Source organism: Coleofasciculus sp. D1-CHI-01 (assembly GCF_040218875.1).
Lineage (GTDB): Bacteria > Cyanobacteriota > Cyanobacteriia > Cyanobacteriales > Coleofasciculaceae > Coleofasciculus.
The window spans coordinates 1-19,782 of record NZ_JAVJQP010000057.1 but is presented as its reverse complement, the minus strand read 5'-3'; the positions used below and the strand labels follow the sequence as shown (position 1 = coordinate 19,782).

The following is a 19,782-nucleotide window of genomic DNA, read 5'->3' as shown; positions in this document are numbered from 1 at the left end:
TACCTATTCTTTATACTGCCAAACTTTGAAAAAATCCGCAGCCTCTTCCCCAGAGGTGAGAACTTATTTTTTTTTAACTTTTGTCATTGGTTATATTATGTCCGGTTGAATCCATTTCTCCCATAGGCAAACATCCCCAAATGCCAACTAAACCTCCAAATCCACATCGGGTTCAACACCAAGCGATAAGCTTCGCTTGTGCCGAAGGCAATCGCAATTGTTCTACCAATCTCTCTACCCGTCGTCTTTCTCGTTCAACGCCTTGTCTTTCTCGCTCTGAGGGAGTCAAAATCCAGTTGCTTTGTGCATCATACCAACGTAACCAGATGCGATCGCATTCCCCATAGAAACCCTGCCACAGTCCTAACCCTAGCTGAATATCGTTCATCCACACACGCGGTTCACTCAAGTCTAACTCGGTGTAGCGACTACCCATTAACTGAAACGCTCTTAGCTGGTTCGTGCGACCATTAAACACGATGTAATAGGGAACACGCAAAATACGTTCATAGACTTCCCACTTTGTCGGCGGTTGATTGGCTTCCCGCAGCGTTTGTCCCAAGTCTTCTTTTTCAGTACCTGGTGAAATCAGTTCTACCACGGCAAAGGGATTCACTTCTTCTTGCCACACCACATAGCTCATTCGTAAATCTCGTTGTTCATAGAGTCTATCAACCCCCACTACAGCAAACCAGTCGGGGCGTTTGTACCAATTGGTCTGGCGCGGATTGTAGTAAAGATTCAAATCGCTGGCAACAAAAATGCGATCCGTTGGGTAGTTAGGAGGACAGAAGGTATCTTCAAGGAAACGCGCTTGTAGTAAATGATATTTGTCAGGCAAACCGGGTTCCTCTGGGTCTTCGCTCTTGAGATCGTACATTGTAGGCAAAACTTTTTTTGGGTCTTGAGGCGGGTCAGTTTGAAACATGATTTTTGTCATTTGTCATTGGTCATTTGTCATTTGTAAGGCTTTGAGGATTATTTATCTAACTTAACAGGGTTGAGTTTATTTCCACCAATATGTAGAGACGTTGCATGCAACGTCTCTACAATGGTATCGAAAGTCCTAATCGATGTGTCTACTGCTATAACGCCCCTGCTGCCGTTCGGTCGAAAATATCTCCAGAAAGGTGAGTTGTAATATTCATCGCCCGGACGACAGGTAATTTCTCTAACCCTTGACTATATTCAATCACACTCACACCACCATTCCCTTGTTTAATACTCCAGAATGATTCTGAACTCAATCCCAAAACATGGCAAAGAATAACTTTATTAATCGCATCATGAGCAACAACTAAACCCGTCTTTAGTTCTGACTCAGCCATTCCAGCTTTGACCTGAATCATCCTATCCCAAGCGGCTGTTGCTCTCTCCCATACTTGGTTTAAATTTTCACCATTGGGCATTTGTACCGTCGCTGGAGTAACTTTCCATTGATGCAATAAATCGGCGTATTCTTGGTTAATTTCTGACTCTAATTTACCCTCCCAAAGCCCATGATTAATTTCGCGAAACTTTTCCTCAAGTTCTAGCGGAATACCACTGTGATACTGAAGAATCAATTCAGCCGTTTCCTTGGGACGTAACATCGGACTGGTCACGGCAAAATCAATCGGAATATCTTTAAGAAACTCAGCCACCTGCTGTCCCTGTTGACGCCCATTTTCATTTAACGGCACATCAATCCCGCCTTGGAAGCGGGAGACACGATTCCACTCGGTTTCCCCGTGACGTACCAGCAGCAGACGCAACCCCCGATTACTGGGGCGAGGCGTCGGTAACGGCGTACCAACATGAGAGGTTTGATTGAGAGACTCTAATTGCACGGGTTCACCCCAACCCCCCGTAAAATTCAGAACATTAATGCAACAGTTGGATTGTAAGACGGACTGGTAACGGGCGGGAGAAATACCCAAAGCGCTACTCAGCAAACAGCGGTTAATACCATTGTGTGCCACGATTAAAATCGTGCCACCTTGGTGACGGGGTAGAATCTCTTGCCAGAATTGCTGCGCTTGTTGATAAAGTGCCAAGACAGGAAAATGCTTCCGGGTTCCCTCCGACGTAGTGATTTCCATATAGAAGTCCTCCGGGCGTTCTTTCCAGCACCGATAATCTTCCGGGAATTTTTTCCGGGCGTCAGATTTAGCCACTTTTTCCCACAAGGGTAAATCGACTTCCATCAGGTTTTCTGATGGTTGAAGAGGGGGTGAGCCAGATAAATAAGGTAGAATGACCTCTGCGGTCTGCTTCGCTCGTTGGAGAGGAGAGCAATAAACAGCATCAAGGCTCAAGCTACTGAGGGCAGCACCCACCTTACGGGCATCATCAGCCCCTGTTTCCGTTAACACGGACTCATCACAGCGTCCTTGAATGAGTTGCTGGGCATTATAGCTGCTCTGACCGTGCCGTACAATAATGACGCGAGTAGTCAATCCTTTTGCTCCTATGTGACCAATTGATGAACAGTAGCCAGATTAACCCAAATGCTGGTAGCATCCTTGGGGCATCTTCAAATATCAGGGTCATTTTTAGTTTAACCGCTCACCTGCTGTGCAAAAAGGCGAGGGAGCTGGGGAAGCTGGGGGAGCTGGGGAAGCTGGGGGAGCTGGGGAAGCTGGGGGAGCTGGGGAAGATGGGGAAGATGGGGTAGCTGGGGGAGCTGGGGAAGCTGGGGGAGCTGGGGAAGCTGGGGGAGCTGGGGAAGATGGGGAAGATGGGGAAGCTGGGGAAGATGGGGAAGATGGAGAAGAGGTTAATTTTTCCTGTGTATCTCCCCTATAAATAGGGTTTCAAGACTTCCCCTGAAAAGCTAGAATGCGACAGATTACGTCTGAAACAAAAACCGTGAGCTTTGTTACTAAATATTTTTTGAGAACGTTAGAACTTATGACTTATTATTTATGACTTATGACTTATTACTTTTTTTGGGGGGTTCATGAATACTGGTTTAGTGATTAAACGGTTAATTTTAGCCGTGCTGACAGTTGCTGTAGTCTTACAAATCAGCCTTTCTTTGGTTGAAAGCTGGGGTCAGCCTCAAATTCAAAGTCGCTTAGAACTTTACCAAACCAATTTATTACTCCATGCTGCCGAAGGTCAGAGTTTAGCAACAGAAGGAGAAGAGGATTTAACGGCGGCGCGGAATGCATTACTCGGTGAGAATCCGTTTGAAAATGCCCAAGAGCAATATGAACAAGTCCTGGAAACAGCGCAGACAACTCAATCGAAAATAATCGCCAAACTGGGACAACTGTCCTCAAACCCGGATGTGACAACATCTATCGGTGATGAGCTGGCTAAACCGCAAATGCAAATCGCTCCCATTGACGAGGCTCCGATGACCTCTCAGCAGCGAAAGCAGTTGCAAAAGTCATTTTCTCAGACAGAACAACTTATTGATGAACTGAATGTGCGGTTGGGACTGCTGCAAGCTCAACAGGGTAGAACAGAGATGGCGATTCAGACATGGAATGAGTTGATTGAGCAAGAAACCGTGGAAAGTACCGCTCCAGCAACGACGCCATCCGCCAAAACTGCCGCCATATTAGCAGGTCTTTGGAGTGATTCGCCTCGAATTTTACCCGATGCGGAGTCAAAAATTCAACAAAATTTAGATAGTTGGTTCCAGTATCGGGCATTGTTCCAGCTTTATCAATTGCAACAGCGTCAAGATGCCTTAGTGTCCTTACAAGCTCAAGAAAAAGAGAGAGCCAAACAAGCCTTAGTTAAGTTAACTCTAATTAGTGCCATTCCCGGAATTGGCGGTCTTGTCGGGGTGGGACTCTTGCTATTTTTGCTGGGTCAGTGGTTACTTCAGGGAGAGCGATCGCTCCTCGCCACTAACAGCACTATCCGGTGGGATACGCCGTGGGATGGAGAAATGATTTGGCAAGTCTTGATTCTGGGCTTTTTCTTTATCGGTCAAATCCTCCTTCCTATTTTTATCCTGCCACTTTTCCTGGGCTTGTTCAATCTGAATCCGGCTAGTTTTACGGTAAGAATGCAGGCATTCTATGTTTTAATGACTTACATTGTGCTAGCGGCTGGAGGATTGGGAGTCCTTTACCTTTCGATCAAGGATTTTTTACCTTTACCAGAGGATTGGTTTCGGATTAAATTCCGCAGAAAAGGGATTATTTTGGGATTAGGTGGCTATCTTGTGGCGCTACCCCTGGTGATTTTAGTCTCACTCCTGAACCAGCAATTATGGCAGGGACAAGGAGGGAGTAATCCGATTCTTTCTCTGGTGCTAGAAGGACAGGATACAGTTGCTATTGTGATATTTTTTAGCACGGCTTGCATTGCTGCACCCCTGTTTGAGGAATTCATGTTCCGAGGGTTTTTGTTACCGTCGTTAACGCGCTATATGCCTGTTTGGGGAGCCATTGTCACCAGTAGTTTCGTCTTTGCGATCGCACATCTGAGTTTGTCAGAAGTCCTCCCCTTAGCCACATTAGGCATTGTATTGGGAATCGTGTACACGCGATCGCGCAATCTTGTCGCCCCCATGCTCGTTCACAGTCTCTGGAATACGGGGACGTTATTGAGTTTAGTAATTTTAGGTAGTGGTGGAAATTGAGGAAGTATGGTTTGTAGGGGCGGGTTTATGGGCTTTCGTTCCGCTATTGATATTAACCTTTGTTCAAAACCCGCCCTTTCCGAATGTAGGGGCGGGTTTATGGGCTTTCGTTCCGCTATTGATATTAACCTTTGTTCAAAACCCGCCCTTTCCAAATGTAGGGGCGGGTTTATGGGCTTTCGTTCCGCTATTGATATTAACCTTTGTTCAAAACCCGCCCTTTCCAAATGTAGGGGCGGGTTTATGGGCTTTCGTTCCGCTATTGATACTAACCTTTGTTCAAAACCCGCCCTTTCCAAATGTAGGGGTGGATTTTACAACTATCGTTTCTTCCCTCACCCAGATGTAACTAAACCCGCCCCGACTATTGCCTATTCCCTATTCCCTATTGCCTATTCCCTATTCCCCAAATAGCGATCGCGCCATCATTACTCCCACTCACCAATATCTGTCCATCATGACTAAAGCTGAGGGAGAAAATCGAACCCGAAAACCCTTCCAACATCGTCATCAACTCACCCGATTCCAGATTCCATAACCCTAATCTGCCATAAGGACCTAACGCACTAGCTAAAATGTTACCCGACGGATGCAACGCCAAGGCATTGACAAACACAGGTTTAGGATTTTCCACTGGTGTCGAAACTAATTCCCCAGTTTCGGGATTCCAAACATTAATGGTTTCAGAAAAACTCTCACTCACCAGAACTTTTCCATCCTGATTAAACGCCAATGCTCTTAAAGACTGAGGATGCTGGAGGATATGCTGGATTTCTCCACTCTGCCAATTCCATAGATGAATGGTACCGTCCTCAGAACCACTGACAAGGAGTTCTCCATTGGGACTAAACGCAAGAGATAGGGTTAAATTTTCAATCTCAAACTGAAGCAGTTGTTCGCCTGTTTCTAAATCCCAAAGGGCGATTTCCGAAACAAACCCTAATCCTTCTCCTCTCCTTCCACTCGCTAGAATTTGTCCGTCTGGACTAATTGCCAAAGATGGAATCATCCCTTCTTTCTTTTGGAGAGTCTTAATCAAGTCACCTGTTTCCAGATTCCAGAGTTTAATGGAACCGTCCTCAATACCCCCTCCACTCACCAATAGTTCTCCATTTGGACTCATCGCGAGGGCAGTAATTTGATCCGAATGTCCAGAAAGCGTCCGCAATGGTTGACCTGTATTTAGGTTCCAGAGTTTAATCGTTTGATCATCGCTACCCGTAGCCAGAAGTTTTCCATCTTGGCTAATCGCGATCGCACCTACGGCATCTGCATGTCCCTTAATATTACGCAATAATTTGGCATCTTGCCATGGTTGAGTCGGCGTAGCGGCGATGAGAGTAGCATTGCCAGGATTTGGGGATACAGAGAGCGATCGCGGCACATTGGTTACGATAACTGACAGTACAGTTATAACCGTCAGTGTGACGATAACCGCATAAGAACTTGACCGACGACTCATAGTTAACCCTTGAGAACAACACCATCCCACCGGAATGGGTGAGATTGTTCCCTTAGACGACAGATAATGCCAAAAAGTATCCCATAAATATTATTCCCGTGCCAACAACAGCACAAAAAATCAAAGAAATTAATTCGGAGAGGGTACAACTTACAGAGAATCCAGGCATGGCGAAACTCCCAAACTACGGTAATGATGCCATGATCACTTGGAATGGATCAATCTACCTCATACTTTTGGGTTAAATTAAATAATCTGGCTGAGAAATTTAATGAATATTTAATCTTTCCGCAGGATTAGTTGGACGTGGTTGGCGAATAATCATTATAGTCTTTGTCAATACTCCGGCTAACTCGGCAATCCAAGCCGAGGGAATTTCGGAAATCAGCTTAGCATCTAACCAGAGAGATAATTGATGCAAGATGGTCGTGGCGCGATCGAGGGGAGCAGGTCTGACCACAATTGATTGTAACGTTTCGCAATATTCCCGGCGTTTCTGAAACGCTTGCTGGCGTTCAGTGTATGTGGCAGGTGCATAAAATTCAACCTCCCCAATGGCATACACTGACGTACAATCAACATCAAAACTACTTCCCACAGCAGCACCGGAACCGACAAAATCAGCATAAAACCGTTTTTGGATAATTAAGCCTCCCCGACAGTCAGGTTTAATCGCCAGCAACTGTCCACTTTTGAACAAATCAAGGGGAACAGAGGTACAAGGAGAGTGGGTTGTGGAATAAGCAGAAGGATCGTTAGTTGGATGCATAGCTCACCTGACAGCAGCAGATCGATATCTAATACTGGGTTGTATCTCTCACTGTCAGGGACTTATGCAATGAGGTATTGTAAAGTTTCAATAACAATATAGTCAGATATAGTTATGTTGGGTAATATATAGGCATTAAACTCTCAGATTAGTTCCTACAATATTTTACGAAAAACATTCCCAAATGCGATCGATTAGACGCTTGAAACAACGACTAGATACCTTATTAGTAGATCTTAACTTATGCGAATCCCGACAACAGGCACAACGGCTGATTCGGGCGGGAGAAGTGCGGGTTAATCAGCAGCTTGTTGATAAACCGGGAACTGAAATAGACACAACCGCCGAGATTAAAATTAATCAAAAATCCCCTTATGTTTCTAGAGGTGGGGAAAAGTTAGTCAAAGCCTTAGACGAGTTTGGTATAGCGGTAGCCGGACGTATTTGCTTAGATGGCGGTATTTCCACGGGAGGCTTTACCGACTGCTTACTGCAAAAGGGGGCAAAACGGGTTTACGGTGTTGATGTGGGGTATGGACAAGTGGCTTGGACATTGCGAAATGATCACCGGGTGATTTTGAAGGAACGCACGAATTTACGCTATTTACAACCTGCTGATTTATATGGAGAACCCCTCGGAATAGATGAGGAGGACAAGGAGGAGATTTATCCAGATTTAGGGGTTGTCGATGTGTCGTTTATTTCCCTGACAAAAATCCTAGAAGCCTTGTGGAACCTGCTACAAGCGCCGCGTGAGGTGGTGTTACTGGTGAAGCCACAGTTTGAAGTGGGACGAGAACGGGTTGGCAAAAAGGGCGTAGTGCGCGATCCTAAAGATCAAGCTGGCGCGATCGCACAAATTTTACCAGCCGCCCAGGATTTAGGTTGGGTCTATCAAGGCTTAACCTGGTCACCTATTACAGGTCCTGCGGGTAATATTGAATATCTGCTCTGGCTAGGAATGGATAGTCAAATTCAGAGTCCTGATTTAAGTGAAATTCAAGACATCACTCAATTGGCTACCGCTTACTTTCGAGAGAAACCTTGAATCCAATTTATCTGGGGATCAGGGCGGGTTTTGTCGTTCAGTTAAAGGAAATGCTTGAATCGAGTTTCTTAACCGGATTTGCGCTTGTTCCTTCGCTCGATGCATCACCCATATCGAAAGCACTGGGGGGGTCAAACCCAAGACAAACACAATAATTGTCTCGAACATGCTTTTTTCCTCCAGGGTGACTCTACCTTGCTCTGTGTTGCCAGGTTTGGAATCCCCCACTCAATCTAACCGGTTATAGTGGGGGATGAGGTCAATTCACCATCTGATAAACTGACTCTTGAACAGACCCCAACTAAATCGGAGATTTTAGTTGGGGACTGCGCTCGACAACTGTTCAATTCGCTCCTGAATGTCCGGTATATTCTCAAAACCGCGTGCAATTTCCCTCATCCGCACCCGTTTAGCTTGGAGCGCTGTTTGTAGCAGTTTCATGGCTTCTTTTGGCTTACCACAGCCGCAAAAAAATAAATCAGCGGCAAAATAGCCATGTTCGGGCCAGGTATGGATGGCAATATGAGACTCCGCCAATGTCGCTGTCGCCGTGACTCCGTGGGGACTAAACTGGTGTACACATAAATCAATTAGAGTTCCTTCTCCAACAGAAATCGCATCAATTAAGGCGCGGCGAATTCCCTCAGGATCATTGAGAAGGTCTTCAGGCGCTTCCCATGCGTCAACGACCAGATGAGTTCCCACTTGTTTCATTCTACTCGATCTACTCCACCCAATAAGATTTCAAAGACTCTATTTATAGCATAGACTCAATTCAGTCCTCAACTCATTAGAGATTTAACCCGATTCAGAATCCAAGGCACTCTTTTGTTCCTTAGCACAGCATGGCGTAAATTTACCAACCCTTCAAAACAGAAGTTTGACAGACGCCAGATATTGCGTCTATACATGACTCCTGACTTCCGCCTAGGGGGACTAGTCGCTACAGCTAAGTCGCTCTATTGATTAGGGTAACAAATAAATTATCCCTTGGAGCAAATAACCCCGATTTCCGAGATCATTGAACTTGGTTCTATGCCGCCAAATAATTTTGCTTTAAAACTTATATCACAATCTACTCCTAAAATTATCCATCTTAAGCATGACCCGCTTAAGTTATAACATAGAGCAAACTGCTAACCAGAAAACTGCGATGAATTCTATATTTTCACCGATTCAAAAAATTCTAATCACATGGTTGCTGGTGTTAGTAACAGGTTGGGTCACGCTGAGTGCGCTGAGTTATGTGGGCGAAATCATTAGTATTTTGCTCACGGCGTCTCTGATTGCATTTTTGCTCAACTATGCCGTTCGGGTACTGCGACCCTTCTTACCTCGAACAGTGGCGGCGATTTTGGTTTATTTAGTCGCGGCGGTTTTTGTTATCTTCATTGCCCTCACCCTAGCACCACCCGTATTTAATCAAGGACGGCAATTAGTGACTCGTTTTCCCGAATTACTCGATCAAGGTCAACAGCAATTGGTGGACTTTCAAGCGTGGAGTGTGGAACATAATTTGCCCTTTGATGTGCGAATTTTAGGATCTCAAATGTTAGCACGTATTCAAGCTCAAGCCGAAGCGATCGCGTCAACGGGTTTGGGCTTAGTTGTCGGGACATTTAGCTGGTTTATCGACTTAATTTTAGTCCTCGTCCTTTCGTTTTACATGCTCATTGATGGTGAACGACTATGGCGCGGTATTACCAGTATTGTCTCTGCCAAAATCCGTTATGGATTAACTCAAGCACTGCGACGCAATCTTCAGCGGTTTGTATCGGGTCAACTCTTGCTGGGGTTATTTATGGCAACAACATTAACCTTGGGCTTCCGTTTATTACAAGTGCCGTTTTTTCTGCTGTTTGCTGTTTTTATCGGCTTTATGGAGATTATTCCCTTTGTTGGTGCCACTCTGGGAATTGCTACCGTGGTCATTGTTGTCGCATTTATTGATTGGTGGCTAGCCTTGGAAGTCTTGGGAGTATCTGTCGCCTTGCAACAGGTCAAAGATAATTTAATTGCTCCCCGAATTATGGGCAATTTAACGGGTTTATCACCCGTGATTATTCTAACGTCTTTGTTATTGGGGGCGAAAATTGGCGGAATCTTGGGCGTCATTCTGGCGATTCCGGTGACGGGTGTGGTGAAAAGTTTAGCGGAAATTGTACTTGACCCCACGTTACCGCCTCAGACGGGAGATTTTTTCTCCAATCCTTTGAATGAAAAAAAATCTCAGAATACTTTGGGTATTGCTGCTAATACCGATGCTGATTCTGACAGTTCTAGTCAAGACACTCAGGGAATGGAACAATCAGAGACAATTTAAGCACGCTCGTTAAGCCCTCAACTAAAGTTGGGGCTAAAAGCTTAAACCCGTTAAAACGGGTTCAAAGGCTTACTTAGTAAGCTCGATTCTTGCTTTAGCTCCAAGATAAGAAATTTATTGGCAGGCTTCTTAAGGTGAATAGCCCTGAAATAATATGAGTTCGTAGTCGGCACGAAGCGTGCCTCAAAGCGAAGACAGCGCTCACTACAAACGCTTAAGTCAGTGACATTCTTCTTAAGGTCAGCGACATTCACCTTAACCTATTTAGAGCGAACAACCTCTATACTAACGGGGTCAAGATAGGATCTCAGCATAAACCATGTCCTACCAGCGAGAAAAACAAGTTGCTATCCAAGCTGTAACGGCTGCGGCTCAATTATGTGAACAAGTACGTCAGGAAGAGGGTTCCTTAACCCTAACCAAACCCGATCGCTCTCCGGTGACTGTGGCTGATTTTGGTACACAAGCGGTTATATGTCGGGTATTAGCAGAGGCATTTCCCCGTGATTCCATCGTGGGAGAGGAAAACTCTAGCTTGTTGCGACAACCGGCGATGACGCAACAGTTGACAGGGGTGACTCATTATGTTAAAAACCAGATTGCTGAGGCGACACCGGAAACGATTATCACCTGGATTGATCGGGGTACGGGTCAAGTGGCAGATCGCTATTGGACACTTGATCCGATTGATGGGACAAAAGGTTATGTCCGGGGTGACAATTACGCGATCGCCTTAGCGTTAATTGAAGACGGTGAGGTGAAACTGGGGGTGTTAGGATGTCCGGCTATCCCGATTCATCCTAACCAACCGGATGGCGATCGCGGCGTTCTGTTTGTCGGAGTCAAAGAACAAGGGACAACCCTAATCCCCCTAGCTGGAGGTCAACCTCAGACAATCCGTGTCAATGAGTGCGATCGCATCGAGTCTCTCCGATTAGTCAAAAGTGTAGAATCGTCTCATGGGAACCCCGAATTGCAAGCCGCTATCACTCAATCCCTTGGTTTTATCACCCCTTCCCTACAGATTGATTCCATGGTCAAATACGGCATTATTGCACGAGGGGAAGCCGATCTCTACATCCGCTTACCGTTTCCGCTGGAATCCTCAAAACGGCAAAATATATGGGATCATGCGGCTGGTGTCGTTGTCTTGGAAGAAGCCGGGGGACGAGTCACCGATATGTATGGTAAACCCTTAGACTTTGCCTGTGGAACTAAGCTTTTCAATAATCAGGGGATTATTGCCAGTAATGGGGCGATTCATGATGTGGTGTTAGCCGCCGTAGCACAGGAGATTCAAGCCTCTGAGACATCCAAATTCATACCCTAATCTAACAAAAGAAGGCTTCAGGACTCCAAGGCTGTAACCCACAGTTGTAATATGTAATGATTACGCCTATTGGGTAGCTTGGCAACACGAACCCAGAAATATAAGCTGTTCAGCATTTAAATCTTAATGTCAATAATCGCGAAATCCTTGACGTAGTGTGAGCATCTTGCTCACTACATTGAGCATCTTGCTCACTACATTGAGCATCTTGCTCACTACATTGAGCATCTTGCTCACTACATTGAGCATCTTGCTCACTACATTGAGCATCTTGCTCACTACATTGAGCCTCTTGCTCACTACCCATTCCCAATTTAAATGTATAGCACTACCGGGATACGTTAGGACATTCCCCTGTTGCCTGTTGCCTGTTGCCTTTTCACCTAATTTTATTGTCCTAACCTCAATGGGTTTGAGGTTTGTTAACATAACTTAACATGGTTGAGTTTATTTCCACCAACCTACTTACAATTTGACGTGCAGAGTCTGGGGTTCAAGGTTAGCCTAACAGCAAGCCATGTATTTCATCGTACATGTAATACCTGTGTATTACTATAGTTTTGTTTAATTATCGTTATAATCAGAGCAAAATAAAGCTGAATCCTTATATAATACCCAATAAAGCGTCAGGGACATATCGGCAGCGATCGCGAATATTTACAGGGTGTCGATGAACGTCACGATTGCGCCAGTGACAGTAATCTGAGTCACAAGATTTTGCTAACTCTCTTTATAGCTGCAACCCCGCTTATCTAAAGCATCACAGGTTTTATAGATGCCAATCTGTGATCTTTATGTCACTATCAGGATAATAAATTCAGCCCCACACATCCTTAGATTTAGCCAGCGCTATGAAAGCATCACCCGCCATTTCCGGCAAAACTATGCTAGACAAATTACTCAGCAACTTAATGAAAGTTCTCCTTGAAAATGCTGGGGCGCAAACCGGGTTTATTCTTTTAAAGAAAATAGGAGAATGGGTAATTGAAGCGTCTGGCAATGTGGATTCTGGCAACGTTACAGTTTTACAGTCCATTCCTCTTGAGAAACATTTACCCACATCTATTATTCACTATGTCACCCGTACTAAAGAAACTATTGTTGAGAAGGAAGCTGCACAACAGGGAAAATTTACTAATGATCCGTATATCAAAGTGAATCAAACCAAATCCATTTTATGTACGCCACTGATCAATCAAGGTCAACTTAGTGGTATTGTCTATCTGGAAAATAATCTCACCACAGGCGCTTTTACTCCTGATAGATTAGAAGTCATACAACTCTTATCTGGACAAGCTGCGATCGCCATTGATAATGCTAAACTCTACAACAAGCTTGAACAAAAAGTAACCGAACGCACCCAAGCACTCGCCCAAGCACTTGAAGAAGTCAAAACAATCCAAGACGAACTGATACAAAAAGAAAAAATGGCAGCTTTGGGACAGTTAATTGCAGGGATTGCCCATGAAATCAATACCCCCCTAGGAGCTATTCGCTCCTCTGCCGGAACTATTGCCAAATTCCTAGACCAAACCCTAGAACAGTTACCCACACTGTTTCAATCCCTCTCAACAGAAAACTCAGCCAGTTTCTTCGCCTTACTGCAACGCTCACTGCAACACCAATCAACATTCTCCACGAAAGAAGAGCGTAAATTTAAGAGGGCCTTAAGACGCGAACTGGAAAACTTGGACATTGCTGATGCCGATATTATTGCCGAGAGGCTGGTGATTATGGGAATTACGGATGAAATTGCCAGCTTGATGCCCTTGTTACAAAGACCGGATAGTTGTAAAATCTTAGAAATTGCCTATAAACTGTCTGAACTTAAACGAGGCACAGCTACGATTAATACTTCCACAGATCGAGCCTCGAAAGTAGTGTTTGCTTTGAAAACCTATTCTCGCTATGACCAATCGGGAGAAAAGATAATAGTGAACCTGACTGAGGGGATTGAAACGGTTTTAACCCTCTATCACAATCAACTCAAACAAGGGGTTAAACTAATCCGAAACTATACCGACATTCCCCCCGTATCCTGTTATGCCGATGAACTAAATCAGGTGTGGACAAATCTTATCCATAATGCCTTACAAGCGATGGATAACCGAGGCACATTAACCATTGATGTCACTCAAGTGAACCAGGAGGCTAAAATTAGTATTACCGATAGTGGCTCTGGGATACCCGAAGAAATCAAATCGAAAATATTTGAACCATTTTTTACCACTAAACCGGCTGGACAAGGCAGTGGCTTGGGATTGGATATTGTAAAAAAAATTATTGACAAACATTCTGGTCACATGACTGTAGAAAGCCAGATTGGTTGGACAAGATTCAATGTTTTTATCCCAATGCAGTCTGAGTAGTAACCTCCTACTGATACTAAGAACTAATGACCAATGACTAAGGATGAATGAAAAATGACCAAACCGATTATTTTATGTGTTGACGACGAAAAAGACATTTTACAAAGTCTGAGAACGCAACTCATGGAGGCATTTGGCAATGTCTACGCTTATGAAGTAGCGGAAGATGCTGATGAGGCTTTAGAAGTAATTGATGAACTCATTGATGATGAAATGCCAATTATTATTATTGTCTCGGATTGGTTAATGCCTGGGATGAAGGGAGATGAGTTTCTGATCAAAGTGCATCAGCAATTTCCTAACGTCATTAAAATTATGCTCACAGGTCAAGCCGATGAAGCAGCCATTCAACGAGCAAAAGAAGAAGCAAAACTCCATTGCTGCTTATTTAAACCTTGGTCTGAGGCTGAATTAATAGAAACTCTCAAATCAAGTTTAGCCCAACTTGACTAAGGTCAGGATGAAATTAACTAGCGAAAAATGATCTATGAGCTATGGTTCTATTATTAACAAACTTCCCTTACGGATAGTTCTTATTGTACCCTTTGTACTCCAAATTCTTGGTGCAGTAGGATTAGTGGGTTATTTGTCTTTTAAAAATGGACAAAAATCAGTTAACAATTTAGCTAATCAATTAATAGAAAAAAGCAATGATCATATTAAAGACAATATCTCAAATCACTTGACCTTGCCTCATAAAATAAATCAAGCCAATAAAACCTTGTTAAATTTACAAGCTTTTGATTTAGAAAACACTCAGAAAATAGAGCGATATTTTTTGCAGCAATTGCAAATTTTTGATAATGTTACCAGCATAGTATTTGGTAGTCAAGCTAAGGACTTTATTGGAGTGGAATTACGGGCTAATGAACAATTAGTAGTTATGAAATCAAATACTGCCACTAATTATAATTTACACACTTATGAGGTGAATAAAACAGGAAAATATATCAAGCCTATCAATATTAGTAAAGATTATAATCCAACGATTAGACCTTGGTATACAAAACCAGTAGAAGCAAAAACAGAAGTTTGGAGTGATATTTTTCCTCAATTAGATACAAAAGGTTTAACCTTAGCAGCCGTACAACCCGTTTATGATGCTCAGGGTAATCTTCAAGGCGTTATTAATAGTAGTTTTTATTTGACGGCTATTAGTGACTTTTTACAACAATTAAAAATTGGACAGACTGGTCAAAGTTTTATTGTTGATGAATCAGGGTATTTGGTTGCTACCTCTACTTTAGAAGAGTTGGCAAAAGCTAATCAAGACCAATTAGAAAGAGTGTTGGCTATTCATAGTCAAGATGCAATAACTCGAAAAACGGCTTTATATATTTCCAATAATTTATTAAATAGCAATAACACCATCAATGGTTTAATTGTTGAAACTATAGTGATTGACAATCAAAAATATTTCCTACAAGTCAGTCCTTATAGAGATCAATTTGGATTGAACTGGTTTGTTGTAGTCGTTGTCGCTGAGTCTGATTTTTTGAAAGAAATCAATGCGAGTAAACGTCAAACAATTTTTCTTTGTATATTAGCCTTAATATTGGCAACAGTGATTGGATTCATTTCCACACTTTGGGTAACAAAACCGATTATACAACTTAACCAAATTTCCCAAAAAATTGCTCAAGGAGAATTTAATAAAACTGTCACCATTAACCGAGAAGATGAATTAGGGCAATTGGCACGTTCTTTTAATAAAATGGCTGCTCAATTACAAGTCTATTTTCAAACCTTAGAAGAAAACGAAAATCGGTTAAGACAATTCCTAGAAGCTATACCTGTAGGTGTTACTGTTCATGAAACTAATGGTCAGATCTGCTATTTGAACCAGACTGGACAAAAATTATTAGGGATTACTTCTCATTTAGAAGCCAAAAAAGAGAACCTCAGTCAAGCGTATAAAATTTATCAAGCCAATACCAATCAACTTTACCCGATAGAATCTCTACCTATTGTTAATGCGTTACAAGGAAAAACGATTTACCTAGATGATTTAGAAGTACATCAACCCGATAAAATCCTTCCCTTAGAAGTTTCCACAACACCTATTTTCGATGAACAGGGTAAAATCATTTATGCTATTGCTGCCTTTCAAGACATTACCAAACGCAAAGAAGCCGAGAAGCTTTTAGCGGACTACAATCGCACGTTAGAAACTCAGGTTGCTGAACGAACTCAGGAACTCGCCCAAGCCCTCGAAGAACTCAAAACAACTCAAGATGAACTGATTCAAAAAGAAAAAATGGCAGCTTTGGGTCAACTCATTGCAGGCGTTGCTCATGAAATTAATACTCCTTTAGGAGCTATTCGTTCCTCTGCCGGAAATATTGCCAAATTCCTAGATCAAACCCTAAATCACTTACCCACACTGTTTCAATCTCTCTCTACAGAAGACGCCGCTATTTTCCTGGCTTTACTGCAACGCTCACTGCAACACCAATCAATTTTCTCTACGAAAGAAGAGCGGAAATTTAAGAGAGCTTTAAGACGGGAACTGGAAAATTTGGACATTACTGATGCTGATATTATTGCAGAGAGGCTGGTGATTATGGGGATTTCTGACGAGATTGAACCCTTTATCTCTCTGCTAAAAAGACCTGACAGCTTGCAAATCTTAGAAATTGCTTATAAACTTTCCGAACTCAAACGAGGCACTGCTACAATTAATACCTCCACAGAACGAGCCGCGAAAGTGGTATTTGCTCTGAAAACCTATTCTCGTTATGATCAGTCTGGAGAAAAGATAACAGTCAATCTTACTGAGGGAATTGAAACAGTTTTAACTCTCTATCAAAATCAACTAAAACAAGGGGTTGAAGTAATCCGAAACTACGCCGAAATTCCACCTGTATCCTGTTATCCCGATGAACTAAATCAGGTGTGGATAAACCTGATCCATAATGCCTTACAAGCGATGGATAACCGGGGTTCCTTAACGATTGATGTTACACAAGAAAACCAGCAGGCGAAAATTAGCATCACTGATAGTGGTTGTGGTATACCCGAAGAAATTAAAGGGAAAATATTTGAGCCATTTTTCACGACTAAACCTGCTGGAGAAGGGAGTGGATTAGGACTTGATATTGTCCAAAAAATCATTAACAAACATTTGGGTTGCATAACTGTAGAAAGTCAACCCGGTCGAACGACATTCAGTGTTTTTATCCCCATTGAATCTTAGCAGAAATACGGAATTATCTATAGCAATTGGGGTAGGCAGGAGTATTAGAAATCAATTTGTGAAAGCTATTGTCAAGCGAATTTAGTGTAACGCGCTATCTACACTCAGGATGAAAAACAAGGGACAAATGAGCAAACCCATTATTTTATATGTTGACGACGAAAAAATTATCCTAAGTCCGGTTATAATAGTAGAAAAACAGTAGGACAGCTAACTATCACTTGACTTAGTTAGATTTAGCTTTTTTATCTACTTTGCCAAACGGAGTATATTTCTGCTTGTTTAAACCTTTGTCTGAAGCTAGATTAATATTTTAAATCATAATTAGCCCAATTTTAACCCCATAAACAATGACTAATGATAAAAAAAAACCAGTCATTATCTGTGTTGATGATGAAGCAAATATACTCAAAAGCCTCAGGGCAGAACTTCAAGAGGCAATAAGTAATGAATATATAATTGAAATTGCTGAAGGGGGAGAAGAAGCATTAGAGTTAATTGACGAATTGTTAGAGGATGGTTATGAAGTTCCTTTAATTATTTCCGACCATATTATGCCAGATATGAAGGGAGATGAGCTATTAAAGCATGTTCATGTCCTTTCTCCCAAAACCCTCAAAATTATGCTGACTGGACAAGCTAATCTAGAAGCCGTGGGACGGGCAATTAAGTATGCAAAATTATATCGTTATATTGCTAAACCTTGGGAAACTGAAGACCTAAGATTAACAGTTGTAGAAGCCGTCAACAGTTATCTCCAGGCAAAAGAGCTGGCAGAACAAAATGTTCAATGTCAGCGTTTGAATCAGGAGTTAGCGGAATCGGTGCAGTTACTCAGTGCGAGTGAACGTAAGTTTCGGGCAATTTTTAATCAGACATTTCAGTTTACCGGAATGCTCTCGGTTGAGGGTATTCTCTTAGAAACCAACCAAACCGCCTTAGATTTTGGCGGATTGCAGTTAGAAGACGTGGTGGGTAAGCCATTGTGGGACTGTTACTGGTGGACTGTTTCCCCCCAAACCCAAGCTCAGGTCAAATTAGCGTTTAAAAAAGCGGTTGGTGGTGAATTTATCCGCTATGAAATCGATATTTTGGGGGCTGACAATCGCACCGCCACGATTGATTTCTCAATAAAACCCATTCTTGATGAGAGTGGTATCGTTGAATATCTGATTATCGAAGGTCGAGATATTAGCGATGTTTATCAGGAACTGCACTTGCGCCAAAAAGCCGAAGCGGAACTGATTCAACTGAATGAATCATTATCCCGCTTTGTCCCCCGTCAATTTCTTCAGCTTTTAGAGAAAGACAGTATTATTGATATCCAATTAGGCGATGAAGTGGAGCAGGAGATGTCGGTTTTATTTTCTGATATTCGGAACTTTACTACCCTGTCTGAAACGATGACGCCTGAAGATAATTTTAAGTTTATCAACGCTTATCTTTACAAGATGGAACCGGCGATTATTGAACATCAGGGATTTATTGATAAATATATGGGGGATGGGATTATGGCGTTATTTAGTGGCAGTGCCGATGATGCTCTCTGCGCGGGAATTTCTATGTTGCAACGGTTAGCTAAGTATAATAAAAATCGGGTGAAATCGGGATATCTACCCCTGAAAATTGGCATTGGCATCAACACAGGTTCTTTAATGCTGGGAACCGTTGGCGGACGATACCGCATGGATACTACTGTCATTAGTGATCATGTAAATTTAGCCTCTCGGCTGGAAAATCTAACCAAAAAGTATGGCGTATCGCTGTTCATGACCCATTACACCTTGGCACGTTTACAAAATCCCACCGAGTATAATCTTCGCTTCATTGAGCAGGTAAAAGTAAAGGGAAAATCAAAAGCCGTGGCAGTTTTTGAAGTCTTTGATGGCGATGAGCCTCCTATTAAACAAAGTAAGTTAGCGACGAAAACAATGTTTGAGCAGGGGGTGTTGTTTTACTATCAGCGACAAATGCAACAAGCCGCTCAACACTTTGAAGTTGTTTTGGAAATGAATCCTAGAGATACTGTTGCTCAACTCTATCTGCGGCGCTGTCAATCTGATAAGTAGGGGCTGCTGAATAAGTGTGGTGGTGAGGGGAAGCTAAGAAGCCTTGTCAGGTAATGGTTGTAGCATTTTCCTAAAGTCACAATTAAGCTGAAGTTCCCCCCATCCCGATTGGTGATAGAAGTCGAAAGCCCGACTATGTAAGCGTTTGAGCCAATTACTCCTCTCAATTCGTACCCATGTATATTTAAGATTTTCTTAATACTCTTGGGGAAAAATCTGTGAGACAATTGTAGTCATGTACATCGAACGTGTTCCGAATAGAAATTCCCCACCCGCCGTATTACTTCGCGAATCTTCCCGCGAAGGAAAGAAAGTGCGGAAACGGACTCTAGCTAACCTGTCCTAATTGCCGGATGAGGCGGTAGTCGGTTTAAAACTTCTCCTCAAAGGTGCCAACGCGATTGAAGACATCGAGTAGACGTTTAACATAGTTCATTCTCGCCCTCACGGTCACGTCGCTGCTGTGCTAGGAACGATAAAAAAAATTGGCTAGACTCAATCATTAGCAGCGAAAACACACGTAATAGACGATTAGTGCTATCGATGATAGCGGCGCGGATTATTGCCCCTAAGTCGAAATTAGCTACAGCGAGAGGATTACAAGAAGCGACCAAACTATCCAGTATAGGAG

At 42.9% G+C, this 19,782-nt stretch carries 17 protein-coding genes and 1 pseudogene; 11 read left to right on the top strand and 7 right to left on the bottom strand.

The window, feature by feature from the left end; all coding sequences use genetic code 11:
- Positions 1-172 precede the first annotated feature (172 nt).
- A complete protein-coding gene (locus RIB93_RS11115; protein WP_446372868.1) occupies positions 173-928 on the bottom strand; it encodes a Uma2 family endonuclease in 756 nt (251 codons plus the stop codon).
- A gap of 157 nt (positions 929-1,085) precedes the next feature.
- Positions 1,086-2,438, bottom strand: coding sequence for a histidine phosphatase family protein (locus RIB93_RS11110; RefSeq protein ID WP_446372845.1), 1,353 nt, complete (start codon positions 2,436-2,438; stop codon positions 1,086-1,088).
- 118 nt (positions 2,439-2,556) lie between these two features.
- On the opposite strand from RIB93_RS11110, the gene RIB93_RS11105 reads away from it, so the two are divergent.
- The 3 genes from RIB93_RS11105 to RIB93_RS11095 all read left to right on the top strand — a co-directional run bounded on the left by RIB93_RS11105 (position 2,557) and on the right by RIB93_RS11095 (position 4,934).
- Positions 2,557-2,787, top strand: a complete 231-nt coding sequence (locus RIB93_RS11105) for a hypothetical protein (protein WP_446372844.1) — start codon at positions 2,557-2,559, stop codon at positions 2,785-2,787.
- Between the two features lie 154 nt (positions 2,788-2,941).
- The gene (locus tag RIB93_RS11100; RefSeq protein ID WP_446372843.1) at positions 2,942-4,585 is read left to right on the top strand and encodes a CPBP family intramembrane glutamic endopeptidase; all 1,644 of its coding nucleotides are present in this window, start codon (positions 2,942-2,944) and stop codon (positions 4,583-4,585) included.
- Positions 4,575-4,934, top strand: a complete 360-nt coding sequence (locus tag RIB93_RS11095) for a hypothetical protein (RefSeq protein ID WP_446372842.1) — start codon at positions 4,575-4,577, stop codon at positions 4,932-4,934. Before RIB93_RS11100 ends, RIB93_RS11095 begins: the two co-directional genes overlap by 11 nt.
- Positions 4,935-4,970: 36 nt before the next feature.
- On the opposite strand, the gene RIB93_RS11090 is transcribed toward RIB93_RS11095, so the two are convergent.
- A complete protein-coding gene (locus RIB93_RS11090; protein WP_446372841.1) occupies positions 4,971-6,047 on the bottom strand; it encodes a WD40 repeat domain-containing protein in 1,077 nt (358 codons plus the stop codon).
- Between the two features lie 268 nt (positions 6,048-6,315).
- Positions 6,316-6,816 (bottom strand): hypothetical protein, encoded by a 501-nt coding sequence (locus RIB93_RS11085; RefSeq protein WP_446372840.1) that lies wholly within the window; start codon positions 6,814-6,816, stop codon positions 6,316-6,318.
- Between the two features lie 184 nt (positions 6,817-7,000).
- Between RIB93_RS11085 and RIB93_RS11080 the strand changes: the two genes are divergently transcribed.
- Positions 7,001-7,864 carry a TlyA family RNA methyltransferase gene (locus RIB93_RS11080; RefSeq protein ID WP_446372839.1) on the top strand — a complete coding sequence of 288 codons (864 nt, stop codon included), beginning with the start codon at positions 7,001-7,003 and terminating at the stop codon, positions 7,862-7,864.
- Between the two features lie 18 nt (positions 7,865-7,882).
- On the opposite strand, the gene RIB93_RS11075 is transcribed toward RIB93_RS11080, so the two are convergent.
- Positions 7,883-8,032 (bottom strand): hypothetical protein, encoded by a 150-nt coding sequence (locus tag RIB93_RS11075; protein ID WP_446372838.1) that lies wholly within the window; start codon positions 8,030-8,032, stop codon positions 7,883-7,885.
- Positions 8,033-8,179: 147 nt separating this feature from the next.
- The gene (gene speD / locus RIB93_RS11070) at positions 8,180-8,578 is read right to left on the bottom strand and encodes an adenosylmethionine decarboxylase (RefSeq protein WP_446372837.1); all 399 of its coding nucleotides are present in this window, start codon (positions 8,576-8,578) and stop codon (positions 8,180-8,182) included.
- A gap of 439 nt (positions 8,579-9,017) precedes the next feature.
- Here speD and RIB93_RS11065 point away from each other — a divergent pair, with 439 nt between their 5' ends.
- Both RIB93_RS11065 and RIB93_RS11060 read left to right on the top strand, forming a co-directional pair.
- Entirely contained in the window at positions 9,018-10,187 is a 1,170-nt protein-coding gene (locus RIB93_RS11065) for an AI-2E family transporter (protein WP_446372836.1), read from the top strand.
- Positions 10,188-10,506: 319 nt separating this feature from the next.
- Positions 10,507-11,517 carry a 3'(2'),5'-bisphosphate nucleotidase gene (locus RIB93_RS11060; RefSeq protein ID WP_446372835.1) on the top strand — a complete coding sequence of 337 codons (1,011 nt, stop codon included), beginning with the start codon at positions 10,507-10,509 and terminating at the stop codon, positions 11,515-11,517.
- A gap of 109 nt (positions 11,518-11,626) precedes the next feature.
- Here the strand turns inward: RIB93_RS11060 and RIB93_RS11055 are convergent, their stop codons facing one another.
- Positions 11,627-11,824, bottom strand: a complete 198-nt coding sequence (locus tag RIB93_RS11055; RefSeq protein WP_446372834.1) for a hypothetical protein — start codon at positions 11,822-11,824, stop codon at positions 11,627-11,629.
- Between the two features lie 544 nt (positions 11,825-12,368).
- Between RIB93_RS11055 and RIB93_RS11050 the strand changes: the two genes are divergently transcribed.
- The 5 genes and pseudogenes from RIB93_RS11050 to RIB93_RS11030 all read left to right on the top strand — a co-directional run.
- A complete protein-coding gene (locus RIB93_RS11050; protein ID WP_446372833.1) occupies positions 12,369-13,886 on the top strand; it encodes a GAF domain-containing sensor histidine kinase in 1,518 nt (505 codons plus the stop codon).
- A gap of 54 nt (positions 13,887-13,940) precedes the next feature.
- Positions 13,941-14,339 carry a response regulator gene (locus tag RIB93_RS11045; protein WP_446372832.1) on the top strand — a complete coding sequence of 133 codons (399 nt, stop codon included), beginning with the start codon at positions 13,941-13,943 and terminating at the stop codon, positions 14,337-14,339.
- A 34-nt stretch (positions 14,340-14,373) separates the two neighbouring features.
- Entirely contained in the window at positions 14,374-17,082 is a 2,709-nt protein-coding gene (locus RIB93_RS11040; RefSeq protein ID WP_446372831.1) for an ATP-binding protein, read from the top strand.
- Positions 17,083-17,432: 350 nt separating this feature from the next.
- Positions 17,433-19,151, top strand: a complete 1,719-nt coding sequence (locus RIB93_RS11035) for an adenylate/guanylate cyclase domain-containing protein (protein WP_446372830.1) — start codon at positions 17,433-17,435, stop codon at positions 19,149-19,151.
- Positions 19,152-19,386: 235 nt separating this feature from the next.
- Positions 19,387-19,782 (top strand): annotated as a pseudogene (locus tag RIB93_RS11030) (IS1634 family transposase); the annotation flags it as partial.